Annotated in this window: 25 protein-coding genes; 11 read left to right on the top strand and 14 right to left on the bottom strand. The window is 50.0% G+C overall.

The window, feature by feature from the left end; genetic code table 11:
* The first annotated feature begins 147 nt into the window (after positions 1 to 147).
* From ACN0UN_RS07590 to gpsA, 3 genes are read left to right on the top strand one after another with little or no spacing between them, the layout of a single operon-like run.
* Positions 148 to 576, top strand: a complete 429-nt coding sequence (locus ACN0UN_RS07590) for a rhodanese-like domain-containing protein (RefSeq protein ID WP_128352299.1) — start codon at positions 148 to 150, stop codon at positions 574 to 576.
* A gap of 29 nt (positions 577 to 605) precedes the next feature.
* Positions 606 to 1106: a protein-export chaperone SecB gene (gene secB / locus ACN0UN_RS07585; RefSeq protein ID WP_417659451.1), complete on the top strand. Its 501-nt coding sequence runs from the start codon at positions 606 to 608 to the stop codon at positions 1104 to 1106.
* Between the two features lie 14 nt (positions 1107 to 1120).
* Complete coding sequence (gpsA, locus tag ACN0UN_RS07580; protein ID WP_417659450.1) at positions 1121 to 2122, top strand: NAD(P)H-dependent glycerol-3-phosphate dehydrogenase; 1002 nt, start codon at positions 1121 to 1123, stop codon at positions 2120 to 2122.
* A gap of 3 nt (positions 2123 to 2125) precedes the next feature.
* On the opposite strand, the gene slmA is transcribed toward gpsA, so the two are convergent.
* Together slmA and coaBC are read right to left on the bottom strand one after the other, a co-directional pair.
* Positions 2126 to 2710: a nucleoid occlusion factor SlmA gene (gene slmA, locus ACN0UN_RS07575; protein WP_417659449.1), complete on the bottom strand. Its 585-nt coding sequence runs from the start codon at positions 2708 to 2710 to the stop codon at positions 2126 to 2128.
* A 57-nt stretch (positions 2711 to 2767) separates the two neighbouring features.
* Entirely contained in the window at positions 2768 to 4006 is a 1239-nt protein-coding gene (gene coaBC / locus ACN0UN_RS07570) for a bifunctional phosphopantothenoylcysteine decarboxylase/phosphopantothenate--cysteine ligase CoaBC (RefSeq protein WP_417659448.1), read from the bottom strand.
* Between the two features lie 189 nt (positions 4007 to 4195).
* Between coaBC and radC the strand changes: the two genes are divergently transcribed.
* From radC to rpmG, 3 genes are all read left to right on the top strand, one after another.
* The gene (gene radC / locus ACN0UN_RS07565; protein WP_339878163.1) at positions 4196 to 4873 is read left to right on the top strand and encodes a RadC family protein; all 678 of its coding nucleotides are present in this window, start codon (positions 4196 to 4198) and stop codon (positions 4871 to 4873) included.
* Positions 4874 to 5031: 158 nt separating this feature from the next.
* Entirely contained in the window at positions 5032 to 5268 is a 237-nt protein-coding gene (gene rpmB / locus ACN0UN_RS07560) for a 50S ribosomal protein L28 (protein ID WP_128352293.1), read from the top strand.
* A gap of 11 nt (positions 5269 to 5279) precedes the next feature.
* Positions 5280 to 5435 (top strand): 50S ribosomal protein L33, encoded by a 156-nt coding sequence (gene rpmG / locus ACN0UN_RS07555; protein ID WP_092857736.1) that lies wholly within the window; start codon positions 5280 to 5282, stop codon positions 5433 to 5435.
* A 73-nt stretch (positions 5436 to 5508) separates the two neighbouring features.
* Here the strand turns inward: rpmG and ACN0UN_RS07550 are convergent, their stop codons facing one another.
* A complete protein-coding gene (locus ACN0UN_RS07550) occupies positions 5509 to 6165 on the bottom strand; it encodes a 2OG-Fe(II) oxygenase (protein WP_417659447.1) in 657 nt (218 codons plus the stop codon).
* A 143-nt stretch (positions 6166 to 6308) separates the two neighbouring features.
* Here ACN0UN_RS07550 and mutM point away from each other — a divergent pair, with 143 nt between their 5' ends.
* Positions 6309 to 7124 carry a bifunctional DNA-formamidopyrimidine glycosylase/DNA-(apurinic or apyrimidinic site) lyase gene (gene mutM / locus ACN0UN_RS07545; RefSeq protein ID WP_339878157.1) on the top strand — a complete coding sequence of 272 codons (816 nt, stop codon included), beginning with the start codon at positions 6309 to 6311 and terminating at the stop codon, positions 7122 to 7124.
* Here mutM and bioH read toward each other — a convergent pair.
* Positions 7121 to 7903: a pimeloyl-ACP methyl ester esterase BioH gene (gene bioH, locus ACN0UN_RS07540; protein WP_417659446.1), complete on the bottom strand. Its 783-nt coding sequence runs from the start codon at positions 7901 to 7903 to the stop codon at positions 7121 to 7123. The genes mutM and bioH overlap by 4 nt on opposite strands.
* A gap of 34 nt (positions 7904 to 7937) precedes the next feature.
* Here bioH and ACN0UN_RS07535 point away from each other — a divergent pair, with 34 nt between their 5' ends.
* Positions 7938 to 8609, top strand: a complete 672-nt coding sequence (locus ACN0UN_RS07535; protein ID WP_417659445.1) for a ComF family protein — start codon at positions 7938 to 7940, stop codon at positions 8607 to 8609.
* On the opposite strand, the gene ACN0UN_RS07530 is transcribed toward ACN0UN_RS07535, so the two are convergent.
* Positions 8606 to 11230 carry a M14 family zinc carboxypeptidase gene (locus ACN0UN_RS07530; protein ID WP_417659444.1) on the bottom strand — a complete coding sequence of 875 codons (2625 nt, stop codon included), beginning with the start codon at positions 11228 to 11230 and terminating at the stop codon, positions 8606 to 8608. The genes ACN0UN_RS07535 and ACN0UN_RS07530 overlap by 4 nt on opposite strands.
* A gap of 151 nt (positions 11231 to 11381) precedes the next feature.
* Here ACN0UN_RS07530 and nfuA point away from each other — a divergent pair, with 151 nt between their 5' ends.
* Positions 11382 to 11960, top strand: coding sequence for a Fe-S biogenesis protein NfuA (gene nfuA / locus ACN0UN_RS07525; protein WP_128352287.1), 579 nt, complete (start codon positions 11382 to 11384; stop codon positions 11958 to 11960).
* Between the two features lie 13 nt (positions 11961 to 11973).
* On the opposite strand, the gene ACN0UN_RS07520 is transcribed toward nfuA, so the two are convergent.
* The gene (locus tag ACN0UN_RS07520; protein WP_417659443.1) at positions 11974 to 13335 is read right to left on the bottom strand and encodes an MATE family efflux transporter; all 1362 of its coding nucleotides are present in this window, start codon (positions 13333 to 13335) and stop codon (positions 11974 to 11976) included.
* Between ACN0UN_RS07520 and ACN0UN_RS07515 the strand changes: the two genes are divergently transcribed.
* Positions 13325 to 14374 carry a polysaccharide deacetylase family protein gene (locus tag ACN0UN_RS07515; RefSeq protein ID WP_417659442.1) on the top strand — a complete coding sequence of 350 codons (1050 nt, stop codon included), beginning with the start codon at positions 13325 to 13327 and terminating at the stop codon, positions 14372 to 14374. The two genes, ACN0UN_RS07520 and ACN0UN_RS07515, sit on opposite strands and share 11 nt — an antisense overlap.
* 3 nt (positions 14375 to 14377) lie before the next feature.
* On the opposite strand, the gene ACN0UN_RS07510 is transcribed toward ACN0UN_RS07515, so the two are convergent.
* The 5 genes from ACN0UN_RS07510 to ACN0UN_RS07490 all read right to left on the bottom strand — a co-directional run bounded on the left by ACN0UN_RS07510 (position 14378) and on the right by ACN0UN_RS07490 (position 18263).
* Positions 14378 to 15001: an SCO family protein gene (locus tag ACN0UN_RS07510; RefSeq protein WP_417659441.1), complete on the bottom strand. Its 624-nt coding sequence runs from the start codon at positions 14999 to 15001 to the stop codon at positions 14378 to 14380.
* 20 nt (positions 15002 to 15021) lie between these two features.
* Positions 15022 to 15945, bottom strand: a complete 924-nt coding sequence (gene cyoE / locus ACN0UN_RS07505; protein ID WP_417659488.1) for a heme o synthase — start codon at positions 15943 to 15945, stop codon at positions 15022 to 15024.
* Between the two features lie 68 nt (positions 15946 to 16013).
* Positions 16014 to 16988 (bottom strand): COX15/CtaA family protein, encoded by a 975-nt coding sequence (locus ACN0UN_RS07500; protein WP_417659440.1) that lies wholly within the window; start codon positions 16986 to 16988, stop codon positions 16014 to 16016.
* A gap of 4 nt (positions 16989 to 16992) precedes the next feature.
* On the bottom strand, positions 16993 to 17535 hold the full coding sequence (locus ACN0UN_RS07495) for a hypothetical protein (protein ID WP_417659439.1): 543 nt from the start codon (positions 17533 to 17535) through the stop codon (positions 16993 to 16995).
* 2 nt (positions 17536 to 17537) lie between these two features.
* The gene (locus tag ACN0UN_RS07490; protein WP_417659438.1) at positions 17538 to 18263 is read right to left on the bottom strand and encodes an SURF1 family protein; all 726 of its coding nucleotides are present in this window, start codon (positions 18261 to 18263) and stop codon (positions 17538 to 17540) included.
* A 38-nt stretch (positions 18264 to 18301) separates the two neighbouring features.
* On the opposite strand from ACN0UN_RS07490, the gene ACN0UN_RS07485 reads away from it, so the two are divergent.
* Positions 18302 to 18517, top strand: a complete 216-nt coding sequence (locus ACN0UN_RS07485) for a DUF2909 domain-containing protein (protein ID WP_417659437.1) — start codon at positions 18302 to 18304, stop codon at positions 18515 to 18517.
* Positions 18518 to 18567: 50 nt separating this feature from the next.
* Here ACN0UN_RS07485 and ACN0UN_RS07480 read toward each other — a convergent pair whose 3' ends face one another.
* From ACN0UN_RS07480 to ctaD, 3 genes are read right to left on the bottom strand one after another with little or no spacing between them, the layout of a single operon-like run.
* Positions 18568 to 19449 (bottom strand): cytochrome c oxidase subunit 3, encoded by an 882-nt coding sequence (locus tag ACN0UN_RS07480; RefSeq protein ID WP_417659436.1) that lies wholly within the window; start codon positions 19447 to 19449, stop codon positions 18568 to 18570.
* 11 nt (positions 19450 to 19460) lie between these two features.
* Complete coding sequence (locus tag ACN0UN_RS07475; protein ID WP_417659435.1) at positions 19461 to 20054, bottom strand: cytochrome c oxidase assembly protein; 594 nt, start codon at positions 20052 to 20054, stop codon at positions 19461 to 19463.
* Positions 20055 to 20056: 2 nt separating this feature from the next.
* Positions 20057 to 21643, bottom strand: a complete 1587-nt coding sequence (gene ctaD, locus ACN0UN_RS07470; RefSeq protein ID WP_417659434.1) for a cytochrome c oxidase subunit I — start codon at positions 21641 to 21643, stop codon at positions 20057 to 20059.
* Position 21644 lies beyond the last annotated feature (1 nt).

Genomic DNA, 21644 nt, shown 5'->3' with positions numbered 1-21644 from the left:
AATTCAGAAAATTGACCTTATTTTATGCGATTTTGACGCGCAACGCATCCTTTCTAACTTGGTGCTTTTGGCAAAATTTTACTGGCAACACAGGTTTCAGTCGGTATACTCTGTGGCTTGTTTTTTTCAACTGGAGTAGGCAACCCCATGGATCAACTTCTCGCTTTCGCGATGGACCATTACTTTATGAGCCTGTTGTGGGTCATCCTTTTGATTGCGATTATCGTAAGCTACCTGAAAGGCGTAACTTCTAAGGTTAAGCTATTAGAGCCGCAACAAGCGACCCTACTGACTAACCGTAACGACGGTGTGTTTGTTGATATTCGTTCAACGGACGAGTACCGTAAAGGCCACATTCAAGATGCTATTCATGTAACTGCCGATAAGATTCGAAAAAATGAGGTGCAGGCTCTTGAGAAATACAAATCTGCCCCCATCGTTGTTGTATGTGCAACAGGCATGACTGCGCGTTCAGCAGCAGCTGCGCTCAGTAAAGCTGGTTTTGAGAACGTTGCCGTACTTCGAGGTGGAATCTCAGCCTGGCAGGGCGCCAGTTTCCCACTGGTTAAAAAATAAGTATAACTTTTAGCAATAGGACGTAAAAAATGGCTGACGAACAGCAAGTAAACGGCGCCGCTCAAAACGATGCGCAACAACAGCAAGCTTTCCAGATTCAACGCATTTATACCAAAGACGTTTCGTTTGAAGCGCCAAATGCTCCAGATATTTTCCGCCAAGAGTGGAAACCAGAGCTTAGCCTTGACCTAAACGTTAAAAACACCAAGATTGAAGACGGTGTTTACGAAGTGGTTCTGAAAGTAACTGCAACAAATAAAGTTGGCGAAACGGTAGCCTTTATTGGTGAAGTTCATCAAGCAGGTATTTTCACAATTACTGACGCAATTGAAGAAGGTCAACGTGCCCAATTACTTGGCGCATTCTGCCCGAACATTTTGTTCCCATATGCTCGCGAGTGCTTGTCTAGCTTAGTAAGCCGCGCAACATTCCCGCAATTGAACTTAGCGCCAGTTAACTTTGACGCGGTGTTCGCGCAACACGTACAGCAGCATCAGCAACAACAAGCTGCTGAGCAAGCTGACGCATAATCTAAGCGCCATCAATGCGTAATTCGCAAGTAACAGTGCTGGGTGCCGGTTCTTATGGAACCGCCCTAGCGCTTTGTTTTGCCCGTAAGGGTACGCATACCTGTTTGTGGGGCCGCGATGCTGAGCAAGTCGAAGCAATGGCTACCTCACGCGAAAATGCACGCTACCTACCCGGTATTCAACTTCCTGATACCTTACATGTCACTGCTGATTTGGCTGAAGCTGTAGCTGATAGTCATAATATTGTGGTGGTGGTACCCAGCAGTGCGTTTGCTCAAGTGCTAAAAGACATGCGGGCGCATTTGCGCGAAGACGCGCGGGTTGCATGGGCAACCAAAGGGTTAGAACCTGAAACGGGGCGGCTCCTGTTTGAAGTTGCTCAAGAAATTTTAGGTGACTCACACGCATTGGCTGTGTTGTCAGGGCCAACCTTCGCTATGGAAATGGCCAAAGGCCTACCCACTGCCATATCCATGTCATCAACAGACCCACAGTTTGTTGACGAACTGTCTGAGCTGTTGCACTGCGACCGCAGTTTCCGGGTGTATACCAACGACGACTTCATTGGTGTGCAACTTGGTGGTGCAGTTAAAAACGTGATCGCAATTGGTGCAGGAATGGCCGATGGCATCGGCTTCGGTGCGAATGCCAGAACTGCCTTGATTACACGTGGCTTAGCGGAACTCACGCGGCTTGGCTTAAAGCTTGGTGCAAAACCTGAAACCTTCACCGGCATGGCAGGTTTAGGTGATTTGATACTAACCTGTACCGATAATCAATCCCGTAATCGACGGTTTGGATTGGCATTGGGGCAGGGTAAAAGCGTTGAGCAAGCCATGAAAGAAATTGGTCAAGCGGTTGAGGGCTACCGAAATACCCGTGAAGTGGTTGCGTTAGCAAAACGGCACGGCGTAGAAATGCCCATCTGCGAACAACTCTACGACGTACTCTACGGTGACACCACGCCTCAACAAGCTGCGATTAACTTGTTGAGCCGCGCCCGCACATCGGAATAACTGTTAACTTAATAACTGCTGAGCGATGGTTTGCCATTGCTCATCAAAATGTTCAGTGGGTGCCCGTTTAAACTCAGAACGTACGAACTGGGTGACCTTGCCATCGGCATAGGCCATCAAGAGGTTAGCGAGCATGCCTTCGTCAAGGGCGCCACGAACCTGTTCACGCAAGCGACGCTCGCGTAATACCTGTTTTAAGTTCGCTTCAACTTTCTCAAAAATCCCCTGCACGCGTGCACGCAGACGTTCGTGTTCGCCCAGCAGCGCGTCGCCCGTTAAAATACGGGTAATGCCCGGATTGCGTTCAACGAATGTCAGTATTAAACGTACAATCATTTCACAGCGGATTACGGTGTCTTTTTCGTTGTCTAAAATTTGGTTGATGCGCGACAGTATGGCATCTTCGGTAAAGTCGATGAGCCCTTCAAACATCTTCGCTTTCGATGCGAAGTGACGATAAAGCGCTGCTTCTGACACCCCAACTTCAGTGGCTAAACGCGCCGTGGTAATGCGTTGTCCAGGGCTGGTTTCCAGCATGGTTGCTAAGGCAGCTAAAATTTCTTGTTTGCGGTCTTGTTTCGCGGCCACGCAAAACTCCTTCTGTTTGTCGTTGATCGTTGATCGTTAATCGTTATTGGTTATTGGTTATTGGTTATTCGATAGAAGCTTCGCTGCTTGCTCTAGGATTTGCTGGGCGATGGCTGATTTGCTGGCGCGCGCCAGTGCTTTTTGCTGCACGGTGTTGTCTTGGTCGCGCCAAAATAAGAGCATGGCATTATCTTCGCTATTAAAGCCAATGCTGGTATCGCTGACGTCGTTGGCTGCAATCATGTTGAGCTTTTTGCGCTGTAATTTGCCTTGCGCATAGTGTGCAACATCGTTGGTTTCGGCGGCAAAGCCAATCGTAAAGGGCGCTTTGGCAAGCGCTGCAACGTTGGCGAGTATGTCGGGGTTTTTAACCAACGCGATATGCATGGCGTCATTATCTTTTTTGATTTTATTATCGGCAACATGTGCGGGGCGATAATCGGCCACGGCGGCACAGCCAATAAAAATATCGGCTTCGGCAATAACGCCCATCACTGCAGCATTCATTTGTTCCGCGCTCACCACGTCTATACGAGTTACGCCCGCGGGTGTTGGTAATTGGCAGGGGCCGGCCACTAAGGTGACGTGCGCGCCCATACGTTGTGCGGCTGCGGCCAGGGCAAATCCCATTCGACCGGAGCTGTGGTTACTTAAATAACGGACAGGATCAATGGCCTCCCGCGTGGGGCCAGCGGTAATAACCACGTGCTTAACTGCTAGCTCGATCGAATTTGCCGATAATAAGTCGGTGACAGCTTCACGCAATTCAAGCGGTTCCGGTAAGCGGCCCGCGCCAACATCGCCGCACGCTTGTGCGCCACTCGCTGGGGTTATAACGGTTACGCCACGACTTTGCAGTAATGCGCAGTTCGCCTGTACCGCTGGGTGTGCCCACATTTGTTGATTCATTGCCGGTGCAACGGCTACCGGGGCGGCCGTTGCAAGACAAAGGGTTGTTAACAAATCAGGGGCGTGCCCATGGGCAAGTTGCGCAATGGTATTGGCAGAGGCGGGTGCAATGAGCACAAAGTCAGCCCATTTAGCCAACTCAATGTGGCCCATCGCCGCTTCTGCTGCTGGGTCAAGCAAATCATGATGAACCGGATTGCCAGAAACCGCCTGCAGTGTTAGCGGGGTAATAAACGCCTGACCGCCTTGTGTTATTACGCAGCGAACATCGGCACCGTAGTCTTTCAACCGGCGCACCAAATCGGGCATTTTATAGGCGGCAATACCACCGGTTATGCCGAGCACGATGCGTCGGCCGCTTAATGGCTTCTTGGGGCTTGTACTCATAGTAAGTCCTTACCTTTTAACTATTTTTACAATACCACGAAGACCCGATTTTCGCGATATAGAAATTTTATACAGGGGTGCGTTATTGCCGCGCTTAAGCCGAGGCGACAGCGCAATTTAGATCATGCCGCGCCGCCGTATGCTAAATTTTCATTCTTAATGAGTAACAGCAAGGATCAAGGAGCGATCATGACAAGTGTAAAAGACTGGCCCGTAACCGAACGGCCCCGCGAAAAAATGGCAGAGCTTGGAGTGGCAACGTTAACCGATGCTGAACTGCTCGCTATTTTACTCGGTACCGGCATTCGCGGCAAAGACGTGGTGGCCTATGCACGTGACTTACTGAGTGCATTTGATGGTTTAGGTGGCATGCTGGCCGCCAACGCGGAAACTTTATTGGAGCAACCTGGGCTTGGGCCAGCGCGGGTGATGCAGTTGCAAGTGGTGATGGAAATTTCGCGCCGTTATTTGGCATGGCAATTACGTCGTGATGATGGTTTTACGCAGCCGGCCATGGTGCGCGACTATCTGACGGCTCAGTTACGGCATCAGCAACGCGAAATTTTTGTGGTGTTGTTGCTTGATAGCCAACACCGACTATTAAAATATGTTGAGTTATTTCAAGGAACAATCAACGCCGCCCCGGTATATCCGCGAGAAATAATAAAATTAGTGATGCAACATAATGCAGCGGCGGTGATTTTAGCGCATAATCACCCCTCTGGCGTGGCTGAACCCAGTCAGGCAGATCAGCGTGTAACAGAGCGCTTAAAACGGGCCCTAGGTATGATCGACGTTGCCCTACTGGATCATTTCGTTATTGGCTCGGGAACACCAGTTTCATTTGCCGAACGGGGGCTCTTGTAGTAAAGTAGCGCCGCCGTTTACAGGATCATAATGATCAAAAAATATCAGCGATCACTTGATTGCCGGGCCAATTTGCTGTATAAAATGCGCCCTCGGATTCAAGGCAAGGCCGCGATGGGCGACAGGCGAGCTTGAAGCAATTTTGGAGTAAATAAACGATGTCACAAGTATGTCAAGTTACAGGAAAGCGTCCGGTTAGCGGAAACAACCGTTCACACGCGCGCAATGCGACCAAGCGTCGTTTCCTGCCGAACCTGCAATCTCACCGCTTCTGGGTAGAATCAGAAAAGCGTTGGGTTAAGTTGCGTATCTCTACTAAAGGTATGCGTATTGTTGATAAAAATGGTATCGACGCGGTGCTCGCAGATTTGCGCGCTCGTGGCGAAAAAGTGTAAGGAGCTGAACCATGCGTGATAAGATTCGTCTAGTTTCTTCTGCCGGTACTGGTTACTTCTACACTACCGATAAGAACAAGCGCAACATGCCAGAAAAAATGGAAATCAAAAAATACGATCCAGTGGTTCGTAAGCACGTGGTTTTCAAAGAAGCTAAAATTAAGTAAGCTTCTTCTGAGCACAAAAAACCCAGCCTGGCTGGGTTTTTTTGTATCTGTAGTACCGAATCATTTGAAATCGTTAACGCGTGGGATCAATCACGCCGTTGATACTGGTGTTATGACGGTACCAACCGGTAATGCTAAACCGATCGCGATTACCTGCCAGCACTTCATGCATAAACACATCGCTAAGAAAAATAACCAACTTGCCGGCTTGCGGTAAAATGGTTTCTAACACCCGCCCGCGCTCGTCGTACATGACCAGTTGACCGCCGTCGGCTTCCTGCCAGTGTGGGTTTAAATAAAATACCGTGGTGAGAATGCGATTGCTGCGCCCTTTAAAGGCATCGAGGTGCTTACGATAAAAAGCGCCGGGCGGATAGTGGGCAAGATGGCATTCATAATCGAATAGCCCCATAAACAATTCGCGATTCACTTGCACCCGCAAGCCATCCATCATATCAAGGTAGGCACGCTCAGGCGCATAATCACGCTGCAACCAACGGATCTTATCTTGGCGCACCGCCGTATTCGTGGTGTATTGATCAGCACGCCCAATTCCCGCCTGTTGCCAGTCGGTGGCAGCTAAGTTTTGGGCATAGTCGAAGAGCCGTTGGCAGTAGTGCGGTGCGAGGAAGTTAGAAACGACCACATAGCCGCGTTCAGCGAGTTGTTCAAAGTCGATCGCTGAGGTTTTAAAAACTGTATGATCAAGCGTCGATGGAGCTGCCTGCATTGCCTGTATTTAACCCCAAAAGCCAAATTCGTACGAAGTGGCGCGAATATAGATGACGCTACAGTGAAACACAAGTAGTGCGCGTGCACTAATTTTCATACAATTATTCGTTCACGCAAGCCTTAACCAATGAGTGAAATTTTATGCCTGAGTTGCCAGAAGTAGAAGTCAGTTGCCGTGGTATAGCACCGCACCTGCAGCAGCAAAAAATAACCCAAATTATTGTGCGCGATCGGCGCTTGCGTTGGCCTGTGCCTGAAGAGATTGATAGCGTTGTTGGCGCGTTAATTACCAAGGTGGAGCGGCGCGCCAAATATTTAATTGTGCACACTTCGGCGGGGCATTTGATTATTCACCTTGGTATGTCAGGCGCGCTGCGCGTGGTGCCAGCCAACACACCTGCGGTAAAGCATGATCACATCGATTTGGTGCTGGAATCAGGTAAGTGCTTGCGTTTTAACGATCCGCGCCGGTTTGGCTGCTGGTTGTATTCTAAAGAGCACCCAAGCGAGAACCATCCGCTATTGCGCGCGTTGGGGCCTGAACCGTTAACCGATGCGTTTAACGAGGCCTATTTGTTCAAAGCGTCACGGGGCCGTCAGCAAGCCATTAAGACCTTTATTATGGATAACCATGTGGTGGTTGGGGTGGGTAACATCTATGCCAACGAAGCGCTGTTTAAGGCCGGTATTCATCCAAAACGTGCGGCCGGAAAGATAAGTCAGCGCCGTTATGAGCAATTGGTGCCCATTATTAAAGCCACGCTCGCCAAAGCGATTGAGCAAGGCGGCACCACCTTACAAGACTTCACCCAAGCGGACGGTCAGCCGGGTTACTTTAAACAAGAGTTGATGGTTTACGGCCGTGGCGGCAAGTTGTGCATGCAGTGCTCAGGGCGTTTGAAAGAAATACGGCTGGGGCAACGCAGCACGGTTTATTGCCCCAGTTGCCAACGCTAAGGCGTGTGCTGGCGTAAAAACGGTGTGATGGCTGCGATAAAGCCCTGTGGGTCGCTGATAAAGGGGGCATGACTGCATTTGGGTGCGATGTGCGCGATGCTTGACGGCAAAATCGCGCTGACTTTCTCGGCGACCGTTGTTGGCACGAGCGCATCCAACTTCCCGTAAATGCGTAACAGCGGCACTTCAAGCCCTGCTAAACGTTCGCGCAAATCAACCGTAGCGAGCATATCCAACCCTGCATCCAACACCTCAACGGAAGCCATCGGTTTGGCAAATAACCATTCTTTAATCTGTTTTATGTCGTCGCGCGCGTGCGGTGAGCCCAGCGACTGCAACGCCAAAAAACGTTCAACCGTGCGCTTAAAGTCTTTGCTGAGCTGCTTCGCAAAGGTGTTGAGTACATGGGGTTCTATACCGGGCCAGTCTGCTTGCGCTGGAAAAAATGGCGATGACGCGACCGTTGTCAGGCTATGAAAGCGCTCGGGCTGGCGCAGTGCCAACTCAGTTGCGACCAACCCGCCCAGCGACCAGCCAACTAAGTGGCAGCGCTCAGGCAAGGCGGCCAGAGTGAGCTCACACAGGGTATTGAAGTCGACCGGTTGATTATCCGGCCACGGCGACTCGCCATAACCCGGCAAATCCAGTCGGTGCAAGGTGCCAAGCTGCGCTAATGGCGTAATGACTGGGGTCCAGATATTGGCATTCAAGCCCCAGCCATGGAGTACAACAATATCCGTCCCTGTGCCCCTGACGGCACGCCAAACCGAAGCTACCATTTTAGATTCTCTATCACTGCGAAAGGATGCGTCTATGTTAGGGTATTGCTGGCTATGTGATCAATCATTACGAATCGCTGAATCAAGTGGGCTCTGCCACGTGTGTTTACATGATTTACCGCGGTTACCACCTTCGTGTTTGCGCTGGCGCTGCCAACGCCCTGATCGGGCTCAAGGGCGCTATTGGTTTGCGGCGTTCCGCTGGCAGGCCGATATTCAACACCTTATTCACCGCTTTAAGTTTCAACGTTGCCCAGAACTGGCGGGCATATTGGCGCCATTTTTGGCGGCACAAGTGCACCATTGCTACCGTGAACGTGATGACGCTTGGCCAGATATGTTGGTAGCAATGCCGATGACGTATAAGCGCTGGTGTCAGCGTGGCTATAACCAAGCTGGTTTGTTAACCCATCAGGTGGCTGAGTTGGTACAACTGCCAGTGGCTACCGGCTTGTTGCGTCGTATTCGGGATGATGACGGCGCGCAACACCATGCGGCAGCAGGGCAGCGCTGGCAAAATATGTACCGCAGCATGCATTGCAGTCGTGATGTTAGCGGTTTGAAGTTAGCGATTATTGATGATGTGCTGACCACGGGCGCATCAATATCTGCTGCTGCAGATGCGTTGCTGCGCCGTGGGGCACGAGCGGTTGATGCGTGGACGCTGGCGTATGCCGAGCCGCACCAACCGGTGGTTAGCGATTAATGCGCGTGAGCGGCTTCAGCTGCTTCGGCAGCTGCAGCTTCAACGTTTTCTTCATCGCTCATTGTTGGACGAACTTCTTGCGCTAAGAAAATCGCATTACTGAGGAGCTTGGCACTGCCCCAGAAAAACGCACGGAAGTTCATGTCGTCAGTAAACGCGATAACCCGGCCACGACCTTGGCGATGCGCAACAATTGCCGCTTTGTCAGCCAATACTTCGCGGTTTGCGGCGGCGGTAAAGCCGGCAAGCAGCGGTTCTTTTTCGCTGTAAGTCGCAACAGTTACGAACGGCTGCTCGGGTACCACCATCGCATTCACGCTGTCTTTAAATACTGGCAGTGTGGCACGCGGATAGCCGAAGGTTAGCGGGTGCGAGGTATCCAGCTGTAACTCGAAAATTGCGCCGGCTAAACGACGTTGACCATAGAAATCATCCATGTCGGCATACGTTAACTCTTCTTTTTCGAAGGCTTCGCGGAAGGTTTTGTCTTCAACGAATTTAGCTGCCAAAATGTCGTTGTTGCTCAGCCACTTTGACCCGCCTTGTTGACCAATAATTACGCCGCCCTGGTTAACCCAATTGCGCAGGCGTTCGGCACTGCGTTTATTCAGTTTCGAATAACGGCCGTCAACCATAATAATGTGCGTATATCGTGACAAATCGGCTGAGTTCAAACGGTCGGTATCAACCATCGACACGGGAATACCGACATGGCGGTCAAGGTAATACCATGCTTCGCCCGCTTCGTACATATTGGCGTCGGTACCAACCACCATCATGACATTGACTGGCTCAACGGGTGACAAGTTTCGGCTGCCTAAGTCCATACCGCTTGGGGTAAGACCTGAGGTAATCGCGTGCACGTCAACCTGGTTTACGTTGGCAATTTCAGACAATTTCGCCTGTACGTCTGCCCAGTCATGATCTTGATAGGCGCGCGTGACAACCACGGTGCCAGGGCTAAATTTGTATTCGCCATTGGTTGTTTTCGCGGTGAATTCTTGGTTCGCTTGGCGCACATGAATGCCAGCTTGTAGTAAGCGGTTTAATGTACGTGGCGAAAAGTAATTGTGCCATTCAAACGCATAGGCATAGGCGTCTTTAGCGAAGCTGATTTGCTTCGGTTGTGGCGCCTGCCAAGCTTCGTTCGCGGTGTCGATACTCCAACCGTCGAACTTAGCAAAGTTAACGTTGAAGGCATGCGGGAATGTCCACGCGGAGACATCATAGAAGGTGTTATCTTTAAAGCTCTGTTGGTCCATAAAGATAGCGCGAATCAAAACATACTGTTCTTGTTCAAGCGGTACGTAATAGCTTTCGTTGGCAGGGTAGGTAACGCCGTCAAGCTTTACAGAGTCTTCCAATGCGTAACTCTTGATGCCGTGTTGGGCAAGAATGTTTAGCATCTCCTGAACACGCCCAGGGTCAGTTGGGTCACTGATCACATAGCCTTTAAAGCCGGCCTTTTTCGCGGCAGCCAATGCGTTGTCATAAAACCGCTGCTGGTAGTCCAGGAACCAGCTTTTGTTCGCATGTGCACCGTACATACTGGTCAGTGATGTGGTGAACTGGTTTTGAATGGTGAACGGGAATTCAACCAAGCCGTTAATTGAGTCTTGCGCGTGCCCGCGGCTAGACGCTTGCTCAAACAAAATGCCGATAGCACCTTGCACATCTGGATAGGTTGAACCTTTACCGACGTAAAAGTCATCAAAGGCTTCTTCGGTAAAATACAAACGGCCTTGTTCATCCAATGCCGCAGCATGGCCTTCAGCCAATGTTTCGGTTAGCTTAACGTTTTCGTCAGGCGTATTTGGGTTTTTCCGTGACGGAATACCCGGCTGAAAGAAAAACGTGCTGTCAGTACCCATTTCGTGGAAGTCAGTTAAAACGTTCGGCTTCCATTTTTGGAAATTCGCGATGCGCGCGCGTGACTCAGGGTGTTGCAATAACAACCAGTCACGGTTTAAGTCGAACCAGTAATGGTTAACACGACCGCGTGGCATCGGCTGCACATGTTCGCGATGCTGGGTATCGGCAACGAGGTTTTGGCTCTTATGCTGATTGGCCCACTGGGCAAACCGGGCTAAACCGTCAGGGTTATAACTTGGATCAAGTAAGATGATTGAATCACGTAATACCTGTTCAATTTTGTCACCTTCTGCAGCTGCTAAGTAATAGGCATACAACAGCGCAGAGTTACTGCCACTCGGCTCATCGCCGTGAATACTGTAGCCCATATAAAGCACTAAAGGTGCGTTTTCAGGGTCACCTTCACGGTTTGGATCAGCAAGCGCAAGGTGTTGGTCACGCAGGCTATCTATATTTTTATGATTCTCTGGCGTGGTAACCGTTGCCAGCAACAGCGGACGACGCTCATGCGTGTAACCGGTGCGCTCTAGCGTGAAGCGGTCAGATTTTTCCGCCAAAATTTCCATGTACTGGGCTAACTGCTCCGGGCGCACATGCCATTCACCGACTTCGTAGCCAAGTACTTCTTTCGGTGTTGGAATATCTGGGTTATAAGTCACATCTTTTGGTAAATAGTCTTCTAGCGTGGAGGCTTGCGCCGCTGCTGAAGTGATTAGCCAAAATAGGGCAATCGATATAATACGAACCATGACGGTATCCTGTGTTGCATAGCCAAACTAAGTGCTGCCACGCTAGCAAACTTAGCTACAATGCCCAAGCTGATTACTATGCAATGCGTGAAATTTGCGATAAGATATACCTTACTAAATTACTCAGGTATAGCAGTGAGGTGGTTAACCCATGATTCGTATTACAGAAAGTGCGCAAGCACATTTTCGCAAGTTGCTTGCCGAACAACCGGATAACACAAATATTCGCGTGTTCGTGGTGAACCCGGGTACGCCGTCGGCCGAATGTGGTGTTTCATATTGTCCGCCCGACGCGATTGAGCCGGACGATGAAGTATTGCCATTTAGCGGGTTTGATGCGGTGGTCGATTCTGGCAGCGCGCCATTCTTGATAGACGCTGCGATTGATTTTGAAGAGCAAGATCTTGGTTCGCAGCTCACGCTGAAGGCACCCAACGCAAAAGCTCGAAAAGTGGCTGACGATGCGCCATTAATTGAGCGTGTTGAATACGTTATTCAAGCTGACATCAATCCGCAGTTGGCCAACCACGGTGGTAAGGTTTCTGTGAACCACATTACCGACGACGGTATTGCCGTGTTGCAGTTCGGTGGCGGTTGTAATGGGTGCAGTATGGTCGATGTGACTCTGAAAGAGGGCATCGAAAAGGAACTTGTACAACGTTTCCCAGGTGAGCTTAATGGCGTTCGAGACGTTACAGAGCACCAAGCTGGCGAACATTCGTACTATTAAAATGGTTTAAAAATTAAGCTTGGTCTCGCGCTGTCACCAGCGATGTAAGGCCGCGCTGACGTAAGTAAACCCACTGGCTGCAACCACGGGCCAGTAGAAATAAGCTTAACGCCAACCACAAGCCGTGGTTGGCGTTTTCATTTGGAAGCCACCACTGGGAGAGTAACCAAACCGGCACAAACACGCCAATGGCACTTACCGCCATGGTATTGCGCATGGCATGCGTGAGGCCCAAACCAATAAAAACGCCGTCGTAATAGTAACTCCAATGCCCCAGCAGAGGTAGTACGATTAACCAGGGCAAGTAACGCTGCGCAACTGAAATTACGTCGGGTAAATCGGTCAGTGTGCGAATTATCCAATCGCCGAGCACAAAAAATATCAGGCTATACATTAGTGCGAACAGCATCGACCAGAACAGCGTGAGACGCATCCAGTAACGAATTTTAGCGGTGTCTTGACGTCCGCGCGCGGCCCCCAGCAGTGCCTCTACTGCATAGGCAATGCCGTCTAAGCCCAGTGAAATAAGCAGTAAAAACTGCATCAGCACCGCATTGGCAGCCACCACCACGGTGCCAAAGCGCGCGGCATAACCGGTCATTGTGGCCATACAAAGTTGTAACAACAGTGAGCGAATAAACACGTCGCGGTTCATTGCCGCAAAGCGTTTTAGATAGCTGGGTGTAATGCGCCATAAGTGCGGTGCGGGTAACACATCACGAATCAGCCAAAGCCCTAGCAATGCGGTGGACACTTCGGCCAGCACCGATGCCCATGCAGCACCGGCAACATTCATTCCTAAGCCTAAAATTAAAACAACGTCAGCAATAACATTCACGGCATTGGTAAATATCACCAAGGCCATTGCCGCGCGGCTTTGCTGGCGGCCGAGTAAGGTACCCAGTACCAGCAAGTTTATCAGTGCAGCAGGCGCTGCCCAAAGTCGGATACCAATATATTGTGACGCGTAGCGCTGCAAGTCAGGGCTGGGATTGATGACCCACCACGAAAAATCAATAATCCACGGTGTCACCAGTAGCAGCAACAGCCCGATACTTACTGCCAGTACCATGCCATGCACCACCACTTGCTGCGCGGCGGCATGATTTTTAGCGCCAAAGGCATGCGCGATCTCGGCTGTGGTTGTCATGCGTAAAAAAATGGCTAAAAGATAAATAAAACTGACAACCATGGCGCCAAGCGCAACAGCACTGAGATAAATCGACTGGGGCAAGTGCCCAATAATAGCGGTATCCACTAAACCCAATAAAGGTGCGGCAATATTTGATATGATCATGGGCAAAGCAATTGCAAAAATCGTGCGGTGATCAGCGCGCTTACCAAAATTGAACGGGAGTTTGTTTATGCGTTTCATGCTTATTGTTCTTGGGTTAATGAGCTGTGTGTCGTGGGCTGCACCCGGCAGTGTTGCTGTGTTGCAATACCACCACATTGGGGATGATACACCGCGTGTGACTTCAGTGACAGCCGAAGAGCTCGAGGCGCACTTCGCGTGGTTAAAAGAGAACGATTTTACGGTATTGTCCATTGCTGAAATTCAACGCCGATTTGCCGCTGGCGAATCGTTGCCGGAATACACCGCGGCAATAACGTTCGATGATGGCTGGCGCAATGTTTACCGCGAAGGGTTGGCGATTTTCAAAGAATACAATTATCCCTTCACCATTTTTGTGAACCCAAAACTCATGCGGGAAGCCTCGAGCCAATATATGGGTTGGGAACAATTGCGCGAACTGCAGAAACATGGTGCGCAGATTGCGAACCATACCAATAGTCACTGGCACATGACGTGGCGTTATGAAGACGAAACCGAACAGCAGTGGCGTGAGCGGGTGGTCGCCGATGTGCTTGATGCCCAGCGCGAGATTGACGAAAACCTCGGCGAGCAGCCCCGTCATCTTGCTTATCCGTACGGTGAATACGATGTGGCACTGCAGGAACTGCTGCAACAGCGTGATTTTATAGCATTTGGCCAGCACTCGGGACCGTGGACTTCGCACAGCCCGGCCACCGCAATTCCGCGATTTCCAGCATCGGCCCAGTATGCGAATTTAGAAACGCTTAGCACAAAAATGAAGAGTTTGGGTTTACCGATAACTGACTATGAGCCTGAAGAAATGTTAGTTCCCGAAGGGCAAACGACCCCAAGCTTCAGCGTTAGCGTTGCAACAACTGACGACTTTAACCCGAGCCAAATGACCTGTTTTGCAGGGGGTAAAGTGCTGCGACCTGAGTGGGACGGGAATACCTTTACGGTGCAACTTGAGCAGCCAGTGCCGATTGGCCGGTCGCGGGTAAATTGTACGGTGCCGAGTAAATCGCAAGCAGGCCGGTTTTATTGGTATTCGCACCCGTTTGTCCGCGCTGATGAACGCGGACGTTGGCCAGACTAGCCCTTAATCAAACTGTGACGCAATGATCGCGAAGTCGGTGATCAATTGCGTCATGTTTACCGACGGTATTTCACCCATCACGTGCTCAGCTTTGAAAATAGCTTGGCGCTGCCCATCAGGGTTCACCAAAACAATTGCTGCACTATGGTTCACGAGATAATCAGTAGCGCCTTCGTCGGGTATTGAGTACATCAACCCTAAACCATTTACGAACGGGTACAGCTGCGGATGCTCGGCACGCACGCCGACAAATTCAGGGCCGAAAAAACCTGCGTAATCGGTCACTCGTTGAACGGTGTCGCGTTGCGGGTCTACCGAAATCATCCAAACGTTTATCGGATGCTCAGCATGCTTCTGCAAGTCAGGCATGGCTTTGCGTAGGTTCGCCATGGTGGTGGGGCAAATATCCGGGCAAAAGGTGTAGCCGGTAAACAATAGCGTCCATTGACCTTGCAAATTGTTATTGGTCACGTCGTTGCCAAGTGAGCTTTGCAGCGTGAACGACTCCAACGTACGTGGCGGGTCGTATATCAGTGCTTGCGGTTCCGGCTTTGGTAAGTTGTTGTAGATTACAACACCAAATACCAAAGCAACTAGTGCGACGATGCTAACGAGCAGCTTTTGCATTGTAGAACTCCCTTCTGTGGCTATAACCCGACAAATGCGGGTGAGACTAAGTAGTGATCTGCAAGCAACAAAATAAACAGCGCGAATAACTGCCAGATTGAAAATTTGAACATGTTAAACGCAGTGTGTTTGGTTGGGGCGAACTTCAGTTTCCAAGCATAAACCAAAAACCAAATACTCAAAATACTCGAGCCGACTAAATAGATAACGCCCGACATGCCAACAATGTATGGCAGCAAACAAATAATACCGAGCAACACGGTATACAGCAAAATACAGGTTTTAGTGAACTCAATGCCATGTGTTACCGGCAACATTGGAATCTCAGCTTTGGCGTAATCTTTGGCGCGGTGAACGGCAAGCGCCCAGAAATGAGGTGGTGTCCAGGTGAACACAATCATGACCAATAAAATTGCAAACGGATGAATTTCGTTGGTTACAGCGGTCCACCCAAGCAGCGGTGGTGCAGCACCGGCTAAGCCGCCAATAACAATGTTTTGTGGCGTGGCACGTTTTAAGTACATGGTGTAAACCATGGCGTACCCGATCAAGCTGGCGAACGTCAGCCAAGCGGTCAGCATATTGACCCAAAGAGCCAGAACCGCGAACCCTAACGCGCCGATAATCGCGGCAAAGGTGAGTACCCGCTTAGGCGACAAGGCCCCCGACGGCAACGGGCGACGCAGCGTACGAGCCATGCGGGCGTCAATGTGGCGATCAACCAGATGATTTACAGCGGCCGCTGAGCCGGACATTAAGCCAATCCCAATCAGACCAGGAACCATGATTTGCCACGGCACCCAAGTAGGCGTCGCGAGGCACATTCCAACCAATGCAGTCAGTAACAACAGCAGCACCACATTGGGTTTGGTCAGGGTTAAGTAGTCACGCCAGCTGGCATGTTTTTTATAGGTTTCAGCAAGCGCCTTATCGGCGCCTGACATTTGAGCTTGTTCTGACATTCGAATTTACCTCGCCGTTGTCATTATGTACTTCACGCGGTGATACGTCATTACGCGTTGCGGGCGATCTTGTAATTTAACCCAACTAAACTAAGTAACAAAAGCGCACCCACAGCATTGTGCGCTACTGCAACGCCAAGTGGCAGCATGAAAATAACATTGCTGAACCCTAGCGCCAGTTGAATAACTAAAAATAATGCAACCCAGTTCAAACTGCTGCGAATTATGCTGGTTTGTGTGCGTCTAAATCCAAACCAGAGTAACAAACCCACCACAATAGCGGTGAAATATGCGCCAAATCGGTGCGCGACGTGCATGGTCATGCGTTCCGCGTAGTCGTGGGCGCCATATTGATACGTGTTTGCGTCTGGTACAGAGAACGCGCCTGCTATGTCCAGGCGTTCGCTCCAATTGCCCTCGCAAAATGGCAGGTCGGTACATGCCATTGCCGCGTAATTGGCAGCAACCCAACCACCTAAGGCAATCTGTCCTATCACGACAAGTAAAGCAAACAGGGCAAAGCCCGACAGCGTTCTCATTTTGGCATCGCCAAGCGGCATGTGCACGCGCTTAAGGCGAAGTGATAATAAATACAGCAACGATATCGTGGTAAAACCACCCAGCAAATGCCCCATAACAATTAGGGGCTGCAGGTTCATGGTTACGGTCCACATACCCAGGGCCGCCTGGAAGGTCACCAGGCACAGCAACGCAACCGGCAATAATACCGGTTGTTCGGGGTGTTTACGCTTGCGAATAAATGCCCATACAGTAAGGGCTAAAATGAACAGGCCAAGTGTGCCCGCCGCATAGCGATGAATCATTTCGTTCCAGGCTTTTTGCGATTCCAATGGGGCATCAGGAAATAACTCAGCGGCCTTGTTAGAATCTTTCGGAACGGTTAACTCGCCGTAACAACCTGGCCAGTCGGGGCAGCCTAAACCAGCGTCAGTCAGGCGCGTATATGCACCGAGAACAATCACCACAAAAGCTAAAACAACAGTTAATTTAACGAATGTGCGCATGCGACTAACCTATCTTAGAAAGCTTTAACAAAGTGCGCAGGTCAGAGAGTAGATTCTTCGCTTCTGCGCGCATCGCTTCTTCATTTTCATACGTTGGATAATAAAGAACGATGTTACCGAGTGGATCAATAATAAATAAGTGATGTGCCGGAATGTCTGCAACGGCTTGAGCCAGCGCGAGGTTTTGCACATGCTTAACCCGCGGCACTTGATTCAAGTCGAGTTGAGTACCGCTGGCACTAATCAGGATAGGGCTGACGCGGTCTGTTTCTTTGCCAAGGGCAACATCAAGTTGATTAATCGCATACAAGCCTTGCACACATGCTTGATCGCAATTGCCGTCGTCACGCAAGGCTACACGCCACCCTTCAGGTAAGCTGTCACTAAGCTGGCGCAGCTCAACTGGGGGTACCATCATGGTGCCCTTGTTGGTTGCTGCACCTTGATACCAGTTTTGGTCCAGCACTAATTTAGCGCCAATAACTGGAATTAAAAACGCGAGCACAACACCAACAAGAGTAACGCGCGATTTTTTGATAGTGGACATGGTCATTCCTCTGTTTTTATTTTTTTGGAACGGCTGGCAAACCAGAAAACTAGCAAGCATGCGATGGCGAGAGAAAACCATTGGAATGCATAAGCACGGTGCTTGGTTGGTTTCATAACTTGCGGTTGCCATTGGCGCGGCCAACCCAGTTCAGCAGATTCTGAGAGTAGCACCACATAGGGTTGAATGGGAAGTTGAGTTGCCGCGCGAATTGCATCGGCATCAAGTTGCTGCACGCGCACAGGCCATTGGTCGCTTTCAACTAAGGTATCACCCATGCCCCAAATTTTACTGATGTTGGGCGCATAAAAGTAACCGTTTATGGTTACTTTTCCTGTGGGTAACTGAAGTTTTGGCAGTTGCTGCCTTGTTTCGCCCCAGGGTACCCAGCCCATATTAATCATCACAATATGCTGCGTGGCATCGGCGAAGTTCGCTTCGAGTAAGCCAATAACGTGATAGCCCGCTTGGCCATCCATGATTTGATTATCGAGTAAGAGATAATTTTGAAGCAGTTCGCCTTGCACCGAAACGTCTGCAAAACGCGGTATATCCGTTGCGGGCGCGCGATGGGTGTTTAACGAAATTGTTGGGGTAGACCGGTTTGCGTAATCTGCAAAAAGTTGTTCTTTTTCATTGGCACGATCAAGTTGCCACAATCCAAGCTTGACCAAAATCGCAATTGCCAGCACAGTGAGCAGCGTAGCAAGGAGTTTGCCTTTACGCATGTCGAGCTCCGAACGAAACTTTTCGATAGGAATCTGTGATGGTTATTACTGCAAAAATCATATTGGTACTACTCATGTTATTTATGGTCGTAAACCTGTTCCGAGCATTATTTGCCATGCTCCGAGACGACCCGACCAAACCTTCAATGACCAAATACCTGGGACAACGGGTGTTGTTTTCCGCTATAGCCATTGTGGTGATCGTGATACTACTGGCATCTGGGGTGTTGACACCAAATCCACGACCGTATTGATGTTCCCTTAACAAGGAGCCTCAATACGGCCGCAACTGGCCGCAACTGCTTTAAAGAATATAAACGAAGATAAACAAGCACACCCAAACCACATCAACAAAGTGCCAATACCAGCTGGTTGCCTGGAAAGCAAAATGCTTTTCTGGAGTAAAGTGACCTTTGATAACTCGCAGGAACATGATGATTAACATCAGGGTACCGAGTGTTACGTGCATACCGTGAAAGCCGGTAAGCAGGTAGAACGTATTTCCGTAAATACCCGAGTCGAGTGTTAGCCCCAGCTCTTCATAGGCGTGAATATACTCCGCAACCTGCAGGTATAAAAAGGTACAGCCTAAAATAATGGTAACAGCCAGCCAACCAGTCAGCTGCTTACGGTTATTTTTTTCTAACCCAACATGTGCAAAATGGCAGGTAACGCTTGAAACAATCAGGATAATTGTGTTGTAAAGCGGTAGCCCCATCCAGCCCATTGCACCAGACTCCGTGCCACCTGGGGTTTGCGTGAGCGGCCAATGGGCCTCAAAACCCGGCCATAACACCTCGTTGGTCATAGCGTTGTTGCCACCACCACCGAGCCATTCAACCGCAATCACACGGGCGTAGAACAATGCGCCAAAGAACGCCGCAAAGAACATGATCTCGGAAAAGATGAACCAGCTCATACCTTGACGGTACGAATGTCCCAACTGATTGCTATACATGCCGGCCATCGACTCGTTTATTTGGTCGCGGAACCAACCAAATAACATAACCAGAAGCACTGCAATGCCGCCCAGGAGTACATTGACACCCCAGCCGTCAGTGGCTTCGTTCTTCATGTCGATAACCGTGTGGCCTGCACCAAAAGCGATTAAGCCTAACGCGATAGCGCCAATTATCGGCCACGGACTTGAAGCAGGTACGTAATATTTTTCGTGTTGTTGTGCCATAAAACTAATCCTCAGTCTGCTGATGTTGCTTCAAAGGTTGCGAGAACATCAGGTTGAGCATTGGCTGTCATATCGTACATCGTGTATGACAAAGTCAACGTATGTATATGTTTAGGAATATCCGGGTCTAAGTAGAACTGCATTGGCATTTTTGTTTTGGCACCGGCCGCCAAGGGCTGCTGGTTAAAGCAAAAACATTCGGTTTTATTCAAATACAAACCGGCTTCACCTGGCGCAACTGAAGGCACAGTTTGCGCCACCATGTTTTGACCAGTTGGATTATTCGCCAAAAAGTTCACTACTTTGGTTTCGCCGGGATGCACGCGCACGGATGTTACTTCCGGCTTGAACCCCCACGGCATCCCCGTATTCACCCGGGTAATAAACTGTACATTGATGGTGCGCGAAGTGTCGACTTGGCGTGTATTAACGGCCGCCTGTTCGTTTTTTGTGCGGCCGTTAAAGCCAGTAATGTCGCAAAACACTTCGTACAATGGCACCAATGCGAACCCGAAACCAAACATGCCTACAACAACAAACAGTAGGCGACGAATGACCCGCGCATTGTTTGGGCGCGGGTTAGGTGTCGGATTATTACCAGTCATTTCTATTTCACCTCAGGCGGTGTTTCGAAGGTGTGGTACGGTGCCGGTGACGGTACTGTCCATTCTAAACCTTCGGCACCTTCCCATGGTTTCGCAGATGCTTTTTCGCCACCGCGTACACACTTGATCACAACCGCCAAGAAGATGAGCTGTGATAAGCCGAACGCAAAGCCACCGATACTAACAACTTGGTTAATGTCAGCGAACTGCAGCGAGTAGTCCGGAATACGACGTGGCATACCGGCCAAGCCTGCAAAATGCATTGGGAAGAACAACACGTTGACCGAGATCAGCGAGGTCCAGAAGTGCCATTTCGCTAAGGTTTCGTTGTACATGTGGCCAGTCCATTTCGGTAGCCAATAGTACGCAGCTGCCATAATCGAGAAAATGGCACCCGTAACGAGCACATAATGGAAGTGCGCGACCACGAAGTAGGTGTCGTGATACTGGAAGTCAACTGGGGTAATTGCAAGCATCAACCCAGAAAAACCGCCAATTGTGAACAAAATCACGAACGCCAAGGCAAACAACATAGGGGTTTCAAAACTAATTGAACCGCGCCACATGGTGGCTACCCAGTTAAATACTTTCACCCCTGTTGGCACCGAGATCAGCATGGTGGCATACATAAAGAATATCTCTGCTGCCACTGGCATACCGGTGGTAAACATGTGGTGTGCCCAAACGATAAAGCTTAAACCAGCAATGGCCGCCGTGGCGTAAACCATCGACGAATAACCAAACAGCCGTTTACGGGAAAACGCCGGAATAATCGCCGAGATGATACCGAAGGACGGCAAAATCATAATGTAAACTTCGGGGTGCCCGAAGAACCAGAAAATATGCTGGAACAATACGGGGTCACCACCACCTGCTGCGTCAAAGAAGCTGGTGCCGAAGTATTTATCCGTTAGCACCATGGTTACGGCGCCGGCCAATACAGGCATTACAGCGATGAGCAGGAAGGCTGTGATAAACCATGTCCACACAAACAGCGGCATTTTCATGTAGGTCATGCCAGGTGCACGCATGTTCATAATGGTCACAATCACGTTAATTGCGCCCATAATCGACGAAATACCCATGATGTGAACCGAGAACACGAACAGTGCCGTGGAGTCACTACTGTAGGTGGTTGAAAGTGGCGCATAGAACGTCCAGCCAAACGCTGGGCCGCCACCTTCCATGAACAACGACGCCAGTAGGATTGCAAACGCAAACGGTAGAATCCAGAAGCTCCAGTTATTCATCCGCGGTAGTGCCATATCTGGCGCACCAATCATCATCGGTACCATCCAGTTCGCCAAGCCGGTGAAAGCTGGCATAACTGCACCGAATACCATAATGAGGCCGTGAACAGTGGTCATTTGGTTGAAGAAATGCGGTTCAACCAATTGCAAACCTGGTTGGAATAGTTCGGCCCGAATAACCATCGCCATTGAACCGCCAACCAAAAACATAATAAAACTAAACCAAAGGTACATCGAACCGATGTCCTTGTGGTTTGTCGTGAATAACCAACGGGTAATACCCGATGGCGCGTGGTGGTGATGGTCGTTATGATCCATCTCGCCAGCAACTGTGCTCATA

It is taken from the genome of Pseudidiomarina sp. (assembly GCF_048267825.1).
Classification (GTDB): Bacteria; Pseudomonadota; Gammaproteobacteria; order Enterobacterales; family Alteromonadaceae; genus Pseudidiomarina.
This window is presented reverse-complemented; position numbering and strand designations above follow the sequence as displayed.

Bases quoted from the DNA above. Each gene is read 5' to 3' on its own strand.
- ACN0UN_RS07495 (WP_417659439.1), bottom strand. From the start codon at position 17,535: ATGTCCACTATCAAAAAATCGCGCGTTACTCTTGTTGGTGTTGTGCTC.
- ACN0UN_RS07515 (WP_417659442.1), top strand. From the start codon at position 13,325: ATGCGTTTCATGCTTATTGTTCTTGGGTTAATGAGCTGTGTGTCGTGG.
- ACN0UN_RS07510 (WP_417659441.1), bottom strand. From the start codon at position 15,001: ATGCAAAAGCTGCTCGTTAGCATCGTCGCACTAGTTGCTTTGGTATTT.
- rpmG (WP_092857736.1), top strand. From the start codon at position 5,280: ATGCGTGATAAGATTCGTCTAGTTTCTTCTGCCGGTACTGGTTACTTC.
- ACN0UN_RS07475 (WP_417659435.1), bottom strand. From the start codon at position 20,054: ATGACTGGTAATAATCCGACACCTAACCCGCGCCCAAACAATGCGCGG.
- ctaD (WP_417659434.1), bottom strand. From the start codon at position 21,643: ATGAGCACAGTTGCTGGCGAGATGGATCATAACGACCATCACCACCAC.
- ACN0UN_RS07485 (WP_417659437.1), top strand. From the start codon at position 18,302: ATGGTTATTACTGCAAAAATCATATTGGTACTACTCATGTTATTTATG.
- ACN0UN_RS07530 (WP_417659444.1), bottom strand. From the start codon at position 11,230: ATGGTTCGTATTATATCGATTGCCCTATTTTGGCTAATCACTTCAGCA.
- ACN0UN_RS07490 (WP_417659438.1), bottom strand. From the start codon at position 18,263: ATGCGTAAAGGCAAACTCCTTGCTACGCTGCTCACTGTGCTGGCAATT.
- ACN0UN_RS07535 (WP_417659445.1), top strand. From the start codon at position 7,938: ATGTTAGGGTATTGCTGGCTATGTGATCAATCATTACGAATCGCTGAA.
- ACN0UN_RS07550 (WP_417659447.1), bottom strand. From the start codon at position 6,165: ATGCAGGCAGCTCCATCGACGCTTGATCATACAGTTTTTAAAACCTCA.
- ACN0UN_RS07590 (WP_128352299.1), top strand. From the start codon at position 148: ATGGATCAACTTCTCGCTTTCGCGATGGACCATTACTTTATGAGCCTG.
- rpmB (WP_128352293.1), top strand. From the start codon at position 5,032: ATGTCACAAGTATGTCAAGTTACAGGAAAGCGTCCGGTTAGCGGAAAC.
- cyoE (WP_417659488.1), bottom strand. From the start codon at position 15,945: ATGTCAGGCGCCGATAAGGCGCTTGCTGAAACCTATAAAAAACATGCC.
- ACN0UN_RS07480 (WP_417659436.1), bottom strand. From the start codon at position 19,449: ATGGCACAACAACACGAAAAATATTACGTACCTGCTTCAAGTCCGTGG.
- radC (WP_339878163.1), top strand. From the start codon at position 4,196: ATGACAAGTGTAAAAGACTGGCCCGTAACCGAACGGCCCCGCGAAAAA.
- ACN0UN_RS07520 (WP_417659443.1), bottom strand. From the start codon at position 13,335: ATGAAACGCATAAACAAACTCCCGTTCAATTTTGGTAAGCGCGCTGAT.
- secB (WP_417659451.1), top strand. From the start codon at position 606: ATGGCTGACGAACAGCAAGTAAACGGCGCCGCTCAAAACGATGCGCAA.
- gpsA (WP_417659450.1), top strand. From the start codon at position 1,121: ATGCGTAATTCGCAAGTAACAGTGCTGGGTGCCGGTTCTTATGGAACC.
- bioH (WP_417659446.1), bottom strand. From the start codon at position 7,903: ATGGTAGCTTCGGTTTGGCGTGCCGTCAGGGGCACAGGGACGGATATT.
- nfuA (WP_128352287.1), top strand. From the start codon at position 11,382: ATGATTCGTATTACAGAAAGTGCGCAAGCACATTTTCGCAAGTTGCTT.
- mutM (WP_339878157.1), top strand. From the start codon at position 6,309: ATGCCTGAGTTGCCAGAAGTAGAAGTCAGTTGCCGTGGTATAGCACCG.
- coaBC (WP_417659448.1), bottom strand. From the start codon at position 4,006: ATGAGTACAAGCCCCAAGAAGCCATTAAGCGGCCGACGCATCGTGCTC.
- ACN0UN_RS07500 (WP_417659440.1), bottom strand. From the start codon at position 16,988: ATGCGCACATTCGTTAAATTAACTGTTGTTTTAGCTTTTGTGGTGATT.